At 57.4% G+C, this 14,386-nt stretch carries 13 protein-coding genes; 10 read left to right on the top strand and 3 right to left on the bottom strand.

Features of this window, described 5'->3' with window-relative positions; all coding sequences use genetic code 11:
• Positions 1-8 precede the first annotated feature (8 nt).
• The 10 genes from nrdF to leuA all read left to right on the top strand — a co-directional run bounded on the left by nrdF (position 9) and on the right by leuA (position 11,284).
• Positions 9-971: a class 1b ribonucleoside-diphosphate reductase subunit beta gene (gene nrdF / locus CDA56_RS13750; protein WP_014226498.1), complete on the top strand. Its 963-nt coding sequence runs from the start codon at positions 9-11 to the stop codon at positions 969-971.
• 345 nt (positions 972-1,316) lie between these two features.
• Positions 1,317-2,519, top strand: coding sequence for a glycine betaine/L-proline ABC transporter ATP-binding protein ProV (proV, locus tag CDA56_RS13745; RefSeq protein ID WP_014226499.1), 1,203 nt, complete (start codon positions 1,317-1,319; stop codon positions 2,517-2,519).
• Positions 2,512-3,576 carry a glycine betaine/L-proline ABC transporter permease ProW gene (proW, locus tag CDA56_RS13740; RefSeq protein ID WP_004853456.1) on the top strand — a complete coding sequence of 355 codons (1,065 nt, stop codon included), beginning with the start codon at positions 2,512-2,514 and terminating at the stop codon, positions 3,574-3,576. Before proV ends, proW begins: the two co-directional genes overlap by 8 nt.
• Positions 3,577-3,637: 61 nt before the next feature.
• The gene (gene proX, locus CDA56_RS13735) at positions 3,638-4,633 is read left to right on the top strand and encodes a glycine betaine/L-proline ABC transporter substrate-binding protein ProX (protein ID WP_004853458.1); all 996 of its coding nucleotides are present in this window, start codon (positions 3,638-3,640) and stop codon (positions 4,631-4,633) included.
• Positions 4,634-4,910: 277 nt separating this feature from the next.
• On the top strand, positions 4,911-5,657 hold the full coding sequence (locus CDA56_RS13730; RefSeq protein ID WP_103813810.1) for an AzlC family ABC transporter permease: 747 nt from the start codon (positions 4,911-4,913) through the stop codon (positions 5,655-5,657).
• Positions 5,647-5,982 carry an L-valine transporter subunit YgaH gene (gene ygaH / locus CDA56_RS13725; protein ID WP_009652550.1) on the top strand — a complete coding sequence of 112 codons (336 nt, stop codon included), beginning with the start codon at positions 5,647-5,649 and terminating at the stop codon, positions 5,980-5,982. Before CDA56_RS13730 ends, ygaH begins: the two co-directional genes overlap by 11 nt.
• A gap of 91 nt (positions 5,983-6,073) precedes the next feature.
• On the top strand, positions 6,074-6,604 hold the full coding sequence (gene mprA, locus CDA56_RS13720) for a transcriptional repressor MprA (protein WP_004104785.1): 531 nt from the start codon (positions 6,074-6,076) through the stop codon (positions 6,602-6,604).
• Positions 6,605-6,736: 132 nt separating this feature from the next.
• Positions 6,737-7,909, top strand: a complete 1,173-nt coding sequence (gene emrA, locus CDA56_RS13715) for a multidrug efflux MFS transporter periplasmic adaptor subunit EmrA (RefSeq protein WP_049068984.1) — start codon at positions 6,737-6,739, stop codon at positions 7,907-7,909.
• A gap of 15 nt (positions 7,910-7,924) precedes the next feature.
• Positions 7,925-9,463: a multidrug efflux MFS transporter permease subunit EmrB gene (emrB, locus tag CDA56_RS13710; RefSeq protein ID WP_004123984.1), complete on the top strand. Its 1,539-nt coding sequence runs from the start codon at positions 7,925-7,927 to the stop codon at positions 9,461-9,463.
• A 144-nt stretch (positions 9,464-9,607) separates the two neighbouring features.
• Positions 9,608-11,284 (top strand): 2-isopropylmalate synthase, encoded by a 1,677-nt coding sequence (leuA, locus tag CDA56_RS13705; RefSeq protein WP_103813812.1) that lies wholly within the window; start codon positions 9,608-9,610, stop codon positions 11,282-11,284.
• Here leuA and CDA56_RS13700 read toward each other — a convergent pair.
• The 3 genes from CDA56_RS13700 to gshA all read right to left on the bottom strand — a co-directional run bounded on the left by CDA56_RS13700 (position 11,263) and on the right by gshA (position 14,322).
• Positions 11,263-12,030, bottom strand: coding sequence for an AraC family transcriptional regulator (locus CDA56_RS13700; protein WP_049103504.1), 768 nt, complete (start codon positions 12,028-12,030; stop codon positions 11,263-11,265). The genes leuA and CDA56_RS13700 overlap by 22 nt on opposite strands.
• Positions 12,031-12,084: 54 nt before the next feature.
• Entirely contained in the window at positions 12,085-12,600 is a 516-nt protein-coding gene (gene luxS / locus CDA56_RS13695; RefSeq protein WP_004104795.1) for an S-ribosylhomocysteine lyase, read from the bottom strand.
• A gap of 165 nt (positions 12,601-12,765) precedes the next feature.
• A complete protein-coding gene (gene gshA, locus CDA56_RS13690) occupies positions 12,766-14,322 on the bottom strand; it encodes a glutamate--cysteine ligase (protein WP_025107290.1) in 1,557 nt (518 codons plus the stop codon).
• Positions 14,323-14,386: the final 64 nt, after the last annotated feature.

Here is a 14,386-nt window from a genome sequence, read left to right as displayed (position 1 = left end):
AGAACAGGATGACCCATTTATCGCGCATCAGCGCCATCAACTGGAACAAAATTGAAGATGATAAGGATCTGGAGGTCTGGAATCGGCTGACCAGCAACTTCTGGCTGCCGGAGAAGGTGCCGCTGTCTAACGATATCCCCGCCTGGCAAACGCTCACGCCGGCGGAACAGCAGCTAACGATTCGCGTCTTCACCGGCCTGACGCTGCTCGATACCATCCAGAATACCGTTGGCGCCCCGGCGCTGATGGCCGACGCCCTCACCCCGCATGAGGAAGCGGTGCTGTCGAACGTCAGCTTTATGGAGGCGGTGCACGCCCGCTCCTACAGCTCCATTTTCTCGACGCTCTGCCAGACCAAAGACGTCGATGCCGCCTATGCCTGGAGCGAACAAAACGCGCCGCTGCAGCGCAAAGCGCAGCTGATGCTGGAGTACTATCAGGCAGATGAACCGCTGAAGAAAAAAATCGCCAGCGTCTTTCTCGAATCCTTCCTCTTCTACTCCGGCTTCTGGCTGCCGATGTACTTCTCCAGCCGGGGGAAGATGACCAACACCGCCGATCTGATTCGCCTGATCATCCGCGATGAAGCGGTACACGGTTATTACATTGGCTACAAATTCCAGAAAGGGCTGGAAATAGTCAGCGCCGAGAAGCGCGAGGAGATGAAAAACTTCGCCCTCGACCTGTTGATGGATCTGTATGATAACGAACTGGCCTACACCCGCGAACTGTACGCCGATAGCGGCTGGATTGAGGAGGTCAACGCCTTTCTCTGCTACAACGCCAATAAGGCGCTGATGAACCTCGGCTACGAGGCGCTGTTCCCGGCGGAAATGGCCGCCGTCAATCCGGCGATCCTCGCCGCGCTTTCGCCGAATGCCGACGAAAACCACGACTTCTTTTCCGGTTCGGGTTCATCGTATGTGATGGGAAAAGCGGAAGAAACCGTCGACGGCGATTGGGACTTTTAGCCTTACTTTCACCAGGAATATATCAGCATATTTCCTGGTGATTTATTTCACATTATTTGTTTTCGCCTCACTCAATATCTTTCGGTCATCACCGTGTCATATTCAACAGCATGCCCTCGATTTTCGCCTGAATTAACGCAACATAACTAAAAAATATCGACCATAAGTCATTCGCGCTCAGCCCTTATATCACGGGGGATGCACCGGAATTCTCCCTTGCGCATTTCCCTGGCAACGCCACATAAAGGGTTGTCACAGATTCTCAGTATGTTAGGGTGTAAAAAAGCAATTATCATCACCGGGTACCGTATCGATATTAATAAATAACAGGAAACACTCTATTGCATGGCAATTAAATTAGAAATCAAGAATCTCTATAAGATATTTGGCGAGCACCCGCAGCGGGCTTTCAAATATATCGATAAAGGACTATCGAAAGAACAAATACTGGAAAAGACGGGGTTATCGCTTGGCGTAAAGAACGCCAGTCTGACCATTGAAGAAGGCGAGATATTCGTCATCATGGGGCTCTCCGGATCGGGGAAATCTACCATGGTTCGCCTTCTCAATCGCCTGATTGAACCCACCCGCGGCCAGGTCCTGATCGACGGCGTCGATATCGCTAAAATCTCTGACGCCGAGCTCCGCGAGGTGCGCAGAAAAAAAATTGCGATGGTTTTTCAATCCTTTGCGCTTATGCCGCATATGACCGTGCTCGACAACGCCGCTTTCGGCATGGAGCTGGCCGGCGTGCCGACTCAGGAACGCCAGGAGAAAGCGCTGGAGGCGCTGCGCCAGGTCGGCCTGGAAAACTACGCTCATGCCTACCCGGACGAACTCTCCGGCGGCATGCGCCAGCGCGTTGGTCTCGCCCGCGCGCTGGCGATTAATCCCGATATTCTGTTAATGGATGAAGCCTTCTCCGCACTCGACCCGTTAATTCGTACCGAGATGCAGGATGAGCTCACTAAATTACAGGCCAGACATCAGCGTACCGTGGTCTTTATTTCCCACGATCTTGATGAAGCCATGCGTATTGGCGATCGGATTGCCATTATGCAAAATGGTGAAGTGGTTCAGGTCGGTACGCCGGATGAAATACTCAATAATCCGGCCAATGATTATGTCCGAACCTTCTTCCGCGGCGTCGATATTAGCCAGGTGTTCAGCGCCAAAGATATTGCCCGCCGTAGCCCGGTGGGGCTGATTCGCAAAACGCCCGGCTTTGGCCCGCGTTCCGCGCTGAAATTGCTGCAGGATGAAGACCGCGAATATGGCTATGTCATTGAACGCGGGAATAAGTTTGTTGGCATTGTCTCCATTGATTCCCTGAAAGCCGCGCTAAGCGAAGGTCAGGGAATTGATGCGGCGTTAATCGACTCACCGCAGGCGGTGGATGCGCAAACGCCGCTCAGCGAGCTGCTCTCTCACGTCGGCCATGCACCGTGCGCGGTGCCGGTTGTCGACGAGGGGCACCAGTACATCGGCATCATTTCCAAACGGATGCTGCTGCAGGCTTTAGATCGCGAGGGGGCAAACAATGGCTGATCAATCTAACCCGTGGGACACCGCACCGGCGGCGGATAGCGCAGCGCAATCCGCCGATGCCTGGGGCACCTCTACGCCGGCGCCGACCGATGGCGGCGGTGCCGACTGGCTGAGCAGCGCGCCCGCGCCGCAGCCGGAACACTTCAATATTATGGACCCGTTCCATAAAACGCTAATCCCGCTCGACAGCTGGGTCACGCACGGTATCGACTGGGTCGTGATGCATTTTCGTCCGGTATTCCAGGGAATACGCGTACCGGTGGATTACATCCTGAGCGCCTTCCAGCAGCTGCTGCTGGGTATGCCGGCGCCGGTGGCGATTATTATTTTCTCGCTGATTGCCTGGCAGATTTCCAGCGTCGGCATGGGCGCGGCGACGCTGATTTCGCTGATCGCTATTGGCGCTATCGGCGCCTGGTCGCAGGCGATGGTGACCCTGGCGCTGGTGCTGACCGCGCTGCTGTTTTGTATGCTGATCGGCCTGCCGCTTGGCATATGGCTGGCGCGGAGCCCGCGAGCGGCGAAAATTATCCGTCCGCTGCTCGACGCGATGCAGACCACGCCGGCGTTTGTCTACCTGGTGCCCATTGTGATGCTGTTCGGTATCGGCAACGTTCCGGGCGTGGTGGTCACCATTATCTTCGCCCTGCCGCCGATTGTTCGTCTGACCATTCTGGGGATTAACCAGGTGCCGGCGGATCTGATTGAAGCGTCGCGCTCCTTCGGCGCCAGCCCGCGTCAGCTGTTGTTTAAGGTTCAGCTACCGCTGGCCATGCCGACGATTATGGCTGGGGTCAACCAGACGCTGATGCTGGCCCTGTCGATGGTGGTCATCGCCTCAATGATTGCCGTTGGCGGTCTCGGCCAGATGGTACTGCGCGGCATCGGTCGCCTTGATATGGGCCTGGCCACCGTTGGCGGCGTCGGGATTGTTATCCTCGCCATTATTCTTGACCGTCTGACTCAGGCCGTAGGACGGGACTCACGCAGCCGCGGCAACCGCCGCTGGTATGCAACCGGCCCACTGGGGCTGATAACTCGCCCTTTCTGTAAATAAGAGCCCATCCCCCCGTTAGCCGGGGGATAGACTTCCCTTCTGATAAGTAAAAGGAACAACGATGCGACATACAGCGATCCTTGCCACAGCGTTAACCGCCCTCATTTCCACCACCGCCTTCGCGGCGGATCTGCCTGGCAAAGGCATTACCGTTAAGCCGATTCAGAGCACCATTTCGGAAGAGACCTTCCAGACCCTGCTGGTCAGCCGCGCGCTGGAGAAACTCGGTTATACCGTCGATAAGCCGAGCGAAGTGGATTACAACGTTGGCTATACTTCGCTCGCCTCCGGCGACGCCACTTTTACCGCCGTCAACTGGCAGCCCCTGCACGACGATATGTACGCTGCCGCCGGCGGGGATAAAAAGTTCTACCGCGAAGGCGTGTTTGTGAACGGTGCGGCGCAGGGCTATCTGATTGATAAGAAAACGGCCGAGCAGTACCACATTAAATCTATCGATCAGTTAAAAGACCCGAAAATCGCCAAACTGTTTGACACCAACGGCGACGGTAAAGCCGACCTGACCGGCTGCACCCCGGGCTGGGGCTGTGAAGCGGTGATCAACCATCAGCTTGATGCCTATGGCCTGAATAATACCGTCACCCACAATCAGGGTAACTATGCCGCCATGATGGCCGACACAATTGCCCGTTATAAAGAGGGCAAGCCGGTCATCTACTACACCTGGACCCCTTACTGGGTCAGCGATGTGCTGAAGCCGGGTAAAGACGTCGTCTGGCTGCAGGTGCCATTCTCCTCCCTGCCGGGTGTGCAAAAGAATATCGACACGAAGCTCTCTAATGGCGCCAACTACGGCTTCCCGGTCAGCACCATGCATATCGTCGCCAATAAAGCCTGGGCCGAGAAAAACCCGGCGGCGGCGAAGCTGTTTAGCATCATGAAGCTGCCGATTGCCGACATCAACGCCGAGAATGCCATGATGCACGAGGGACATGGTTCAGAAGCAGATATCCAGAGCCACGTCGACGGCTGGATCAAAGCCCACCAGCAGCAGTTTGACGGCTGGGTGAACGAAGCGCTGGCCGCGCAGAAATAGTCTCCCACTTTATAGCCAATTCCCGGAGGCGATGTTACGCATCTGCCCGGGCTACAAAAGCCGTAGCCCGGGCAAGGCGCTTTGCGCCGCCCCGGGGAAGACTGCATCCTGCACAACACGACATCTCCTGTTCTAAATGATGGATTGATATGCAAATAAACTGCATAACTTTAGCCATCAACGTTTTCGTTACTGTTAAGCCGCACCGCTCTCTGCTAAGGTAAATCCACCTGTTTAATCATGTGATTTTCACGTGAGTTATTAATAAGCAATTCCTATGGAAAATCCTGACGCATTGACGCACTCTCCTCCCGCTGACGCGGCCACGCTGGCTGAAGGCCTGAAAGACAGCCTGCCGATCGTCATCAGCTATATTCCCGTGGCCTTCGCCTTCGGCCTCAACGCTACTAAGCTCGGCTTCACTCCGCTGGAAAGCCTGTTCTTCTCCTGCATTATTTACGCGGGCGCCAGCCAGTTCGTGATCACCGCGATGCTGGCGGCGGGAAGCTCGCTGTGGGTCGCCGCGCTCACCGTCATGGCGATGGACGTTCGCCACGTTCTCTACGGCCCTTCCCTGCGCAGCCGCATCCAGCGCGCGCTGAGCAAGAAAAAAACCGCGGTATGGGCATTCGGCCTGACCGATGAGGTCTTTGCCGCCGCCACCGCTAAACTGGTACGCGACAATCGACGCTGGAGCGAAAACTGGATGATCGGTATCGCTTTGATGTCCTGGGCGTCATGGGTCTTCGGTACGCTGATCGGCGCTTATTCGGGCAGCGGCCTGCTGACCGACTTTCCGGCGGTGGAAGCGGCTCTGGGCTTTATGCTTCCCGCGCTGTTTATGAGCTTTTTGCTGGCTTCTTTCCAGCGCAAGCAGTCGCTTAGCGTAACCGCCGCGCTGGCAGGGGCGCTGGGGGGGATCATCCTGTTTTCCATTCCCGCCGCCATCCTTGCCGGGATCGTCTGCGGCTGTCCGACCGCGCTGGTGCAGGCCAGCATTGAGGGGATGCCCGATGAACAGTGATGTTTTAATTATCGGCGTCGTGGTCGGCTGCGTAAATTATCTGTTCCGCTATCTGCCGCTGCGCCTGCGCGCCGGGAACGCGCGTCCGACGCGTCGCGGGCCGGTCAGCGTGCTGCTGGACACCATCGGCATCGCCTCTATTTGCGCGCTGCTGGTGGTCTCCAGCGTACCGGAAATTCTCCACGATGCCCGCCGCCTGCTGCCCACGCTGGCTGGCTTCGCCGTGCTGGGCCTGGCTTTCTGGAAAACGCGCAGCATTATTTTGCCTACACTATTAAGCGCCCTAACCTACGGTGTTGTCTGGAAAATCGGCACATGGCTATAAGCTTAAAGTATCAATTTCTGTCAATAATTCATTTGATTTATTTGTCACAATAGTTATTATATCGACTGTAATTAATGAGGTCATAACCAAAATGGATAGTTCGTTTACTCCCATTGAGCAAATGCTCAAGTTCCGCGCCAGCCGTCACGAAGACTTTCCTTTTCAGGAGATTCTGCTCACCCGTCTTTGCATGCATATGCAGGGAAAGCTGCTGGAAAACCGCAACAAGATGCTGAAAGCGCAAGGGATTAACGAGACATTGTTTATGGCGCTGATCACGCTCGAGTCTCAGGAAAACCACAGCATTCAGCCTTCCGAGCTGAGCTGCGCGCTGGGCTCTTCGCGTACCAACGCCACGCGCATTGCCGACGAGCTGGAAAAACGCGGCTGGATTGAGCGCCGCGAAAGCGATAACGATCGTCGCTGCCTGCATTTACAGCTTACCGAAAAGGGGCATCAGTTCCTGCGCGAAGTGTTACCCCCGCAGCACAACTGCCTGCATCAACTCTGGTCTTCTTTAAGCACCAGCGAAAAAGATCAGCTCGAGCACATCACCCGTAAGCTGCTTGGTCGCCTTGACCAAATGGAAGAGGATGGCGTGCTTGCGGAGTCTCTGCGCTAAGCGCGGAACCAACCGCTCAACAATTTTTCTGGATTGACAAGGAAAACGGACAGGCCAGCAGATCTTCTGCTGGCCTTTCTGATAAACAGGTCGGCTCAGCCGATGTGAAATAATAAGATCGTGGAGAATAACATGAGCGCAAATGCGGAGAGCCAAACCCCGCAGCAACCGGGCAGCAAAAAAGGGAAACGTAAAGGCGCCCTCCTGCTGCTGACCTTGCTCTTTATTATTGTTGCCGTGGCATACGGGATTTATTGGTTTTTGGTACTGCGTCACTTCGAAGAGACCGACGACGCGTACGTGGCAGGGAATCAGGTACAAATTATGGCGCAGGTGTCCGGCAGCGTGACGAAAGTCTGGGCCGACAACACCGACTACGTGCAAAAAGGCGATCCGCTGGTCACCCTCGACCAGACCGATGCCCAGCAGGCGTTTGAAAAAGCGCAAACCCAGCTGGCCGCCAGCGTACGTCAAACGCGCCAGCAGATGATCAACAGCAAGCAGCTGCAGGCCAGCATCGACGTGAAAAAAACCGCGCTTTCCCAGGCGCAGACCGACCTTAACCGTCGTATTCCGCTGGGGGCCGCCAACCTGATTGGCCGCGAAGAGCTGCAGCACGCGCGCGACACGGTTGCCAGCGCGCAGGCCGAACTGGACGTGGCGATTCAGCAATACAACGCCAATCAGGCGATCGTTCTGGGCACGAAGCTGGAACAGCAGCCTGCGGTACTACAAGCGGCCACCGAAGTGCGTAACGCCTGGCTGGCTCTGCAGCGGACGAAAATCGTCAGCCCGATTAGCGGCTACGTTTCGCGTCGCTCCGTACAGCCCGGCGCGCAAATCAGCACCACCACCCCGCTGATGGCCGTCGTGCCGGCGACCAACCTGTGGATTGACGCCAACTTTAAAGAAACCCAGCTGGCGCACATGCGTATCGGTCAGCCGGCCACCGTGATCAGCGATATTTATGGTGACGATGTGAAATATACCGGTAAAGTGGTCGGCCTCGATATGGGCACCGGTAGCGCCTTCTCGCTGCTGCCCGCGCAGAACGCCACCGGCAACTGGATCAAAGTGGTTCAGCGCCTGCCGGTACGTATCGAGCTGGATGAAAAACAGCTGGCAGAGCACCCGCTGCGCATCGGCCTTTCGACCCTGGTTGAGGTGAACACCACCGACCGCGGCGGCGAGATGCTGGCAAGCCAGGTGCGCAGCTCTCCGGTTTACGAAAGTAATGCCCGCGAAATCGGCCTTGAGCCGGTCAATAAGCTGATAAACGACATCATCCAGGCCAACGCCGGATAATTCGGGGTGAGCGTAATGCAACAGCAAAAACCGCTGGAAGGCGCGCAGCTGGTCATTATGACCATTGCGCTGTCGCTCGCGACCTTTATGCAGGTGCTGGACTCCACCATCGCCAACGTGGCCATCCCCACCATCGCCGGTAACCTTGGCTCATCGTTGAGCCAGGGGACCTGGGTTATCACCTCGTTTGGGGTGGCGAACGCTATCTCCATTCCGATTACCGGCTGGCTGGCAAAGCGCGTAGGTGAAGTGAAGCTGTTCCTCTGGTCGACGGTGGCGTTCGCCATCGCCTCCTGGGCCTGCGGCATGTCAAACAGCCTGACGATGCTGATTTTCTTCCGCGTGATTCAGGGGATCGTCGCCGGTCCGCTAATCCCGCTGTCGCAAAGTCTGCTGCTCAGCAACTACCCGCCCGCCAAGCGCTCTATCGCCCTGGCGCTGTGGTCAATGACGGTGATCGTCGCGCCGATTTGCGGCCCCATCCTCGGCGGCTATATCAGCGACAACTACCACTGGGGCTGGATCTTCTTTATCAACGTGCCGATTGGCATCGCCGTGGTGGTCATGACGCTACAGACCCTGCGCAACCGCGAAACCCGCACCGAGCAGCGGCGGATTGACGGCGTTGGCCTGGCGCTGCTGATTATTGGTATCGGTAGCCTGCAGGTGATGCTCGACCGGGGTAAAGAGCTGGACTGGTTCGCCTCAAACGAGATCATCATCCTGACCATTGTCGCGGTGGTGGCGATAAGCTTCCTGATCGTCTGGGAGCTAACCGACGACAACCCGATAGTCGACCTGTCGCTCTTTAAGTCGCGAAACTTCACCATCGGCTGCCTGTGTATCAGCCTCGCCTATATGCTCTACTTCGGCGCTATCGTGCTGTTGCCGCAGCTACTGCAGGAGGTATACGGCTATACCGCCACCTGGGCCGGTCTGGCCTCGGCGCCGGTCGGGGTGATCCCGGTTATCCTGTCGCCGATTATCGGCCGCTTCGCGCATAAGCTGGATATGCGTCGGCTGGTCACCTTCAGCTTTATTATGTACGCGGTCTGTTTCTACTGGCGCGCGTGGACCTTCGAACCGGGTATGGACTTCGGCGCCTCGGCGTGGCCGCAGTTTATCCAGGGCTTCGCGGTGGCCTGCTTCTTTATGCCGCTGACGACCATCACGCTGTCCGGCCTGCCGCCGGAACGTCTGGCGGCGGCATCGAGCCTGTCGAACTTCACGCGTACCCTGGCGGGCTCCATCGGCACCTCGATTACCACCACCATGTGGACGAACCGCGAGGCGCTGCACCATGCTCAGCTTACCGAATCGGTGACGCCGTATAATCCCAACGCCCAGCAGATGTACGATCAGCTGCAGGGATTAGGGATGACGCAACAGCAGGCGTCCGGCTGGATAGCGCAGCAGATAACCAACCAGGGGCTGATTATCTCCGCCAACGAAATTTTCTGGTTCTCGGCGGCGATATTTATCCTACTGCTCGGGCTGGTATGGTTTGCCAGGCCGCCGTTTAGCGCCGGGGGCGGCGGCGGCGGCGCGCACTAAGGTTTGACCTGAAGGGATCTGCGGATCCCTTTTTTATTGCCCAAAACGCAGGTTGTCCGGTTTACGCTAGTTGATGTCCAGTTCGCTGGAGATGCCTTTTCGCTCTGTCGTGCACGATGAAGATCCGCTAAGAAGGAGAAAATCATGCTGACTCAACCCGGTGAAAAATACCGTCCCTATCCGCCGATTGCCCTGCCCGACCGCCGCTGGCCGGAGCAAAAAATAGCCCGCGCCCCCCGCTGGCTCTCCACCGACCTGCGCGACGGCAACCAGGCGCTGGCCGAGCCGATGGACAGCGCGCGCAAGCTGCAGTTCTGGGACTTGCTGCTGGAGTGCGGATTTAAAGAGATCGAGGTGGCGTTTCCCTCGGCTTCGCAAACCGATTTCAACTTTGTGCGTCAACTGATTGAAGAACGGCGTATCCCGCAGGATGTGACGATTCAGGTGCTGACCCAGGCGCGGGAAGATTTAATCCTCAGGACCTTCGAATCGCTGCGCGATGCCCACCGCGCCACCGTTCACCTCTATAACGCCACCGCTCCGCTGTTCCGCGAGCTGGTTTTTGGAATGAACAAAGCGCAGGTGGTCGAGCTGGCGACCCGCGCCACCCGGCTTATCCGCCAGCAGAGTGAACAGCAGCCGCAGACCCGCTGGCAATACGAGTATTCCCCGGAAACCTTCTGCTTCACCGAGCCGGAATTCGCGCTGGAGATTTGCGAAGCGGTGGCGGAAATCTGGCAGCCCTGCGCCGAACGGCCGATGATTATCAATCTGCCCGCGACGGTAGAAGTGAGCACGCCTAACGTTTATGCCGATCAAATTGAGTATTTTTGTCGTCACTTCTCGCGCCGCGCCGATGTGTGCATCAGCGTCCATCCGCATAACGACCGGGGAACCGGCGTCGCCAGCGCGGAGCTGGCGGTGATGGCCGGCGCCGACCGCGTCGAAGGCTGCCTGTTCGGCAACGGCGAACGCACCGGTAACGTCTGTCTGGTGACGCTGGCGATGAATCTCTACAGCCAGGGCGTCGATCCCCGGCTCAGCTTCTCCGAAATGAACCGGGTGGTCGAAATTGTCGAAAGCTGCAACCAGATCCCGGTTCATCCGCGCCACCCTTGGGCGGGAAGCCTCGCCTATACCGCCTTTTCCGGCTCGCATCAGGATGCGATCAAAAAAGGGTTCGATGCCCGCCGGCCCGGCGATCGCTGGGAAATGCCCTATCTGCCCATCGACCCGCAGGATATCGGCTGTAGCTACGAAGCGGTGATCCGCGTCAACAGCCAGTCCGGCAAAAGCGGCAGCGCGTGGCTGATTGAGCAGAATCATGGCCTGAAGCTGCCGCGCGCGCTGCAGCAGGATTTTAGCCTGCACGTTCAGCACGAAACCGATACGCATGGTAAAGAGATGACCCAGAACGCGCTGTGGCAGCTGTTTCGCGCCCGCTACGGACTTCTGCCCCAGCCGCCGCTTGCGCTGCTGGATTACCAAAGCGATAGCCAGCAGGACGGCCAGCTTTCTCTGCAGGCGACCCTGCGCATCGCCGGTGAAACGCGACGACTGCAGAGCCGCGGCAACGGCCTGCTGTCCGCCGCCGCCAGCGGGCTGAGCGGCCTGTTAAAGCAACACATCGTGATTAAAGATTATCATGAGCATACCCTCGGCGAACGTAGCGACAGCCGTTCAGTGGCCTATATTCGCTGCGTCTTCCCGAATGGCGACAGCCGCTGGGGGGTAGGAATTGATAGCGACGTGGCGCGCGCCTCGCTGCAGGCGTTGTGCAATGCGATGAGCGCAGGCCATTACGCCGGCGAGCGGAAGTAGTCGCTGGGGGCCACGCCTATCACCCGGCGAAACATGGCGCTAAAAGCGCTATGGCTACCGTAGCCGAGATCCAGCGCCACCCGCAGTACCGAATGCCCCTGTGCCAGGCGAACCAGCGCTTCCATCAGCTTCGCCCGGCGCACCCACTCGCTCCAGGTGAGCGAGGTCTGCTGCTGAAAATGACGATTCAGCGTGCGCTCGCTCATGCTGCTCTCCTTCGCCGCCTCGGCGCTGCTCCAGGGTTCGCCGGGCGCTTCTCTTACCTTCTGGCATAAACGGCGCAGCGCTTCGCTTTGCGGCTCCGGTAGGCCAAACGGCAGCACCGCCATGCCGCGAATTTCATCGAGGATCAGTTCGTAAATGCGTTCATCGCGGCTGCCCGGCGCACAGGATTCCGCCAGCGTCAGCGACGCGACGATCAGTTCACGCAGCAGCGGAGTCACCTGGACTATCTGGCAGGATGAGGGGAGATCGGCCCGGGCAAGGGGATCGATAAACAGGGTTCGCGCGGCCGCGACGCCTGTCACCCGTAGGGTATGCGGCGTACCTGCGGGCAGCCAGACGCCACGCCCCGGCGGCACAACCCAATAACCCTGCGCGGTTTCCACCCGCACCACGCCGCTGAGGATATGCAGCAGCTGGGCGCAATCGTGCTGATGCCAGGGTTCGCTATCGCCATGGGCGTAATCATGGGCAAAAGGCACCAGCGAACGGTGTTGAAAATTGAAGGTTAAAGTCGTCGACATCGCGGCGTCAGGGAGTAGCGGCCCGACGCGGTTCGCCGGGCCGTGGCAGAAGCACTAGATGTGCAGTTCTTGCAGTTTTTCTTTCGGCAGCGCCAGCTCATCGTTGCTGTTGACGCGGACATCGCGCTCAATAATATGGCGAGCGATTTCCTGAGCTTCCTCCAGCGAGTGCATGGTGTAGGTTCCGCACTGATAAACGTTCAGCTCCGGGATCTGATTCTGATCTTTCACCTTCAGCACGTCGGCCATCGCCGCTTTCCAGGCATCCGCGACGCGCTGCTCGTCCGGCGTACCGATCAGGCTCATATAGAACCCGGTGCGGCAGCCCATCGGAGAGATGTCGATAATTTCCACACCATTGCCGTTCAGGTGATCGCGCATGAAGCCGGCAAACAGGTGCTCAAGGGTGTGAATGCCTCTTTCCGGCATCACTTCCTGGTTTGGCACGCAGAATCGCAGATCGAAAACGGTGATTTCATCGCCGTGAGGCGTGTTCATTTTCTTCGCGACACGCACCGCAGGCGCTTCCATTCGGGTATGGTCGACTGTGAAACTATCTAACAACGGCATTCTTCACCTCCGATAGTGATTTTTTTTAAAATAAAATGAACTCTTTTTGAGGCCGCGAGTCTGAGTATATGAAAGACGCGCATTTATTATCATCATCATCCCTGAATCAGAGATGAAAGTTTGGCCACAGTGATGTGGCCGTTTTCTTTTTTACGGCTCGTAAAACTACGCGTGCCTCGCCAGTAGCGCTTCAAACGGCTCGCTATCCGCCGCCTCCACCTTCTTCTGACGCTGTACCGATGCTTCACGCTCGGCGACAAAATCCGCTTCGCTTAAAATTTCCAGCGGCTCTTCGCGCAGCATCGTCCGATACCGATCGGCCAGCTCTCTGCCGGTACCGCCAATCCCCTCTTCAAGCATAGAACGCAGAATGCGCGCCGAGAAGGTTAATTCCGGATTATCGAAGCAGGCGACCAGCTCATCGCAGACCTGCTGATAGGCCTGGCATCCGTGGATGCTATCCAGCGTTTGCGCCACGCGGCGTAAATCGCGGAACAGATCTTTGCCGACCTGAGCCAGCGGGAACTGAGCGGTTTCGCAGCCAATACCCAGCGTCAGGCCCGGTTTACGGCCTTCCAGAATCACCCGATTCCAGTTGGTGCGCGTGCACAGCAGCTCGTCGCTGCTCATCTCCGGCGCATCGGCCAGCACGCACCAGACCATAAACAGATCGAGGAAACGCACCTGCTGCTCATCAACGCCAATCGGTGAGAACGGGTTGATATCCAGGGAGCGAACTTCAATGTACTCAATACCGCCGCGCAGCAGCGCGTCGGAAGGCGTTTCGCCGCTGCGGGTCACGCGTTTCGGGCGAATCGGCGCGTACAGCTCGTTTTCGATCTGCAGCACGTTGCTGTTGATTTGCAGACGCTTACCGTCTTTCTCCAGCCCGATATTTTCATACTCTTCGGAAGGCGTTTTAATCGCCCGCTTCAATCCTGCCACATACTCGTAGAGATCGTTAAACGTAATTCCGAGATTGCTTTGCGATTTATTGGTATAGCCCAGATCGCTCAGACGCAACGAGGTCGCATACGGCAGGTAGTACATGCCGTTGCCGGCTTTCTCAAACGGCAGCGCCGTCGGTTTGCCCTGCAGGAACGATGAGCAGATCGCCGGAGAGGCGCCGAACAGGTATGGAATCACCCAACCAAAACGGTAATAGTTGCGAATGGAGCGGAAATAGCCCGCGGAAATCGCCTCTTTACCGCTTTCAGCATCCTCAACGCCGCACTTAGCCTGCCAGAAAGCCATCGGCAGCGAGAAGTTATAGTGCACGCCGGAGATGGTTTGCATCAGCGCGCCGTAGCGATTTTTCAGGCCTTCGCGATACAGCGTTTTCAGGCGGCCAATATTAGAGGTCCCGTACTGCGCCAGTTCAATATCCTGGCCGGGCGCGATATAGCAAGGCATGCTCAGCGGCCACATCCGCTCGTCGCCAATATGGCGTGCGGTATAGCGATGAACATCGCGCATGAGGGTGAGCATATGCTGGATATCGCCATCAACCGGCGTAATAAATTCCAGCAAAGCTTCGGCAAAATCGGTGGTAATCCATTTATGAGTCAGCGCTGAACCCAGTGCCTGCGGATGACCGGTAGTGGCCAGCGTGCCGTCAGCGTTGACGCGCAGCGTTTCGCGTTCAAGACCACGTTGAATACCCTGCAGCGCCTGCGGATTTTTTTCCAGCCAGGCCAGCGCCTGTGATACGTCCGGGATCAATTTGACCTCCCGCCTGTCGAAATCGTTTGAATTAGCATAATTGTAATGGTTGAACCGTCAGTCC

Origin of the sequence: Klebsiella michiganensis (assembly GCF_002925905.1) — a bacterium.
Lineage (GTDB): Bacteria > Pseudomonadota > Gammaproteobacteria > Enterobacterales > Enterobacteriaceae > Klebsiella > Klebsiella michiganensis.
The sequence above is the reverse complement of the archived record's forward strand: the minus strand, read 5'-3'. Positions and strand labels throughout refer to the sequence as shown.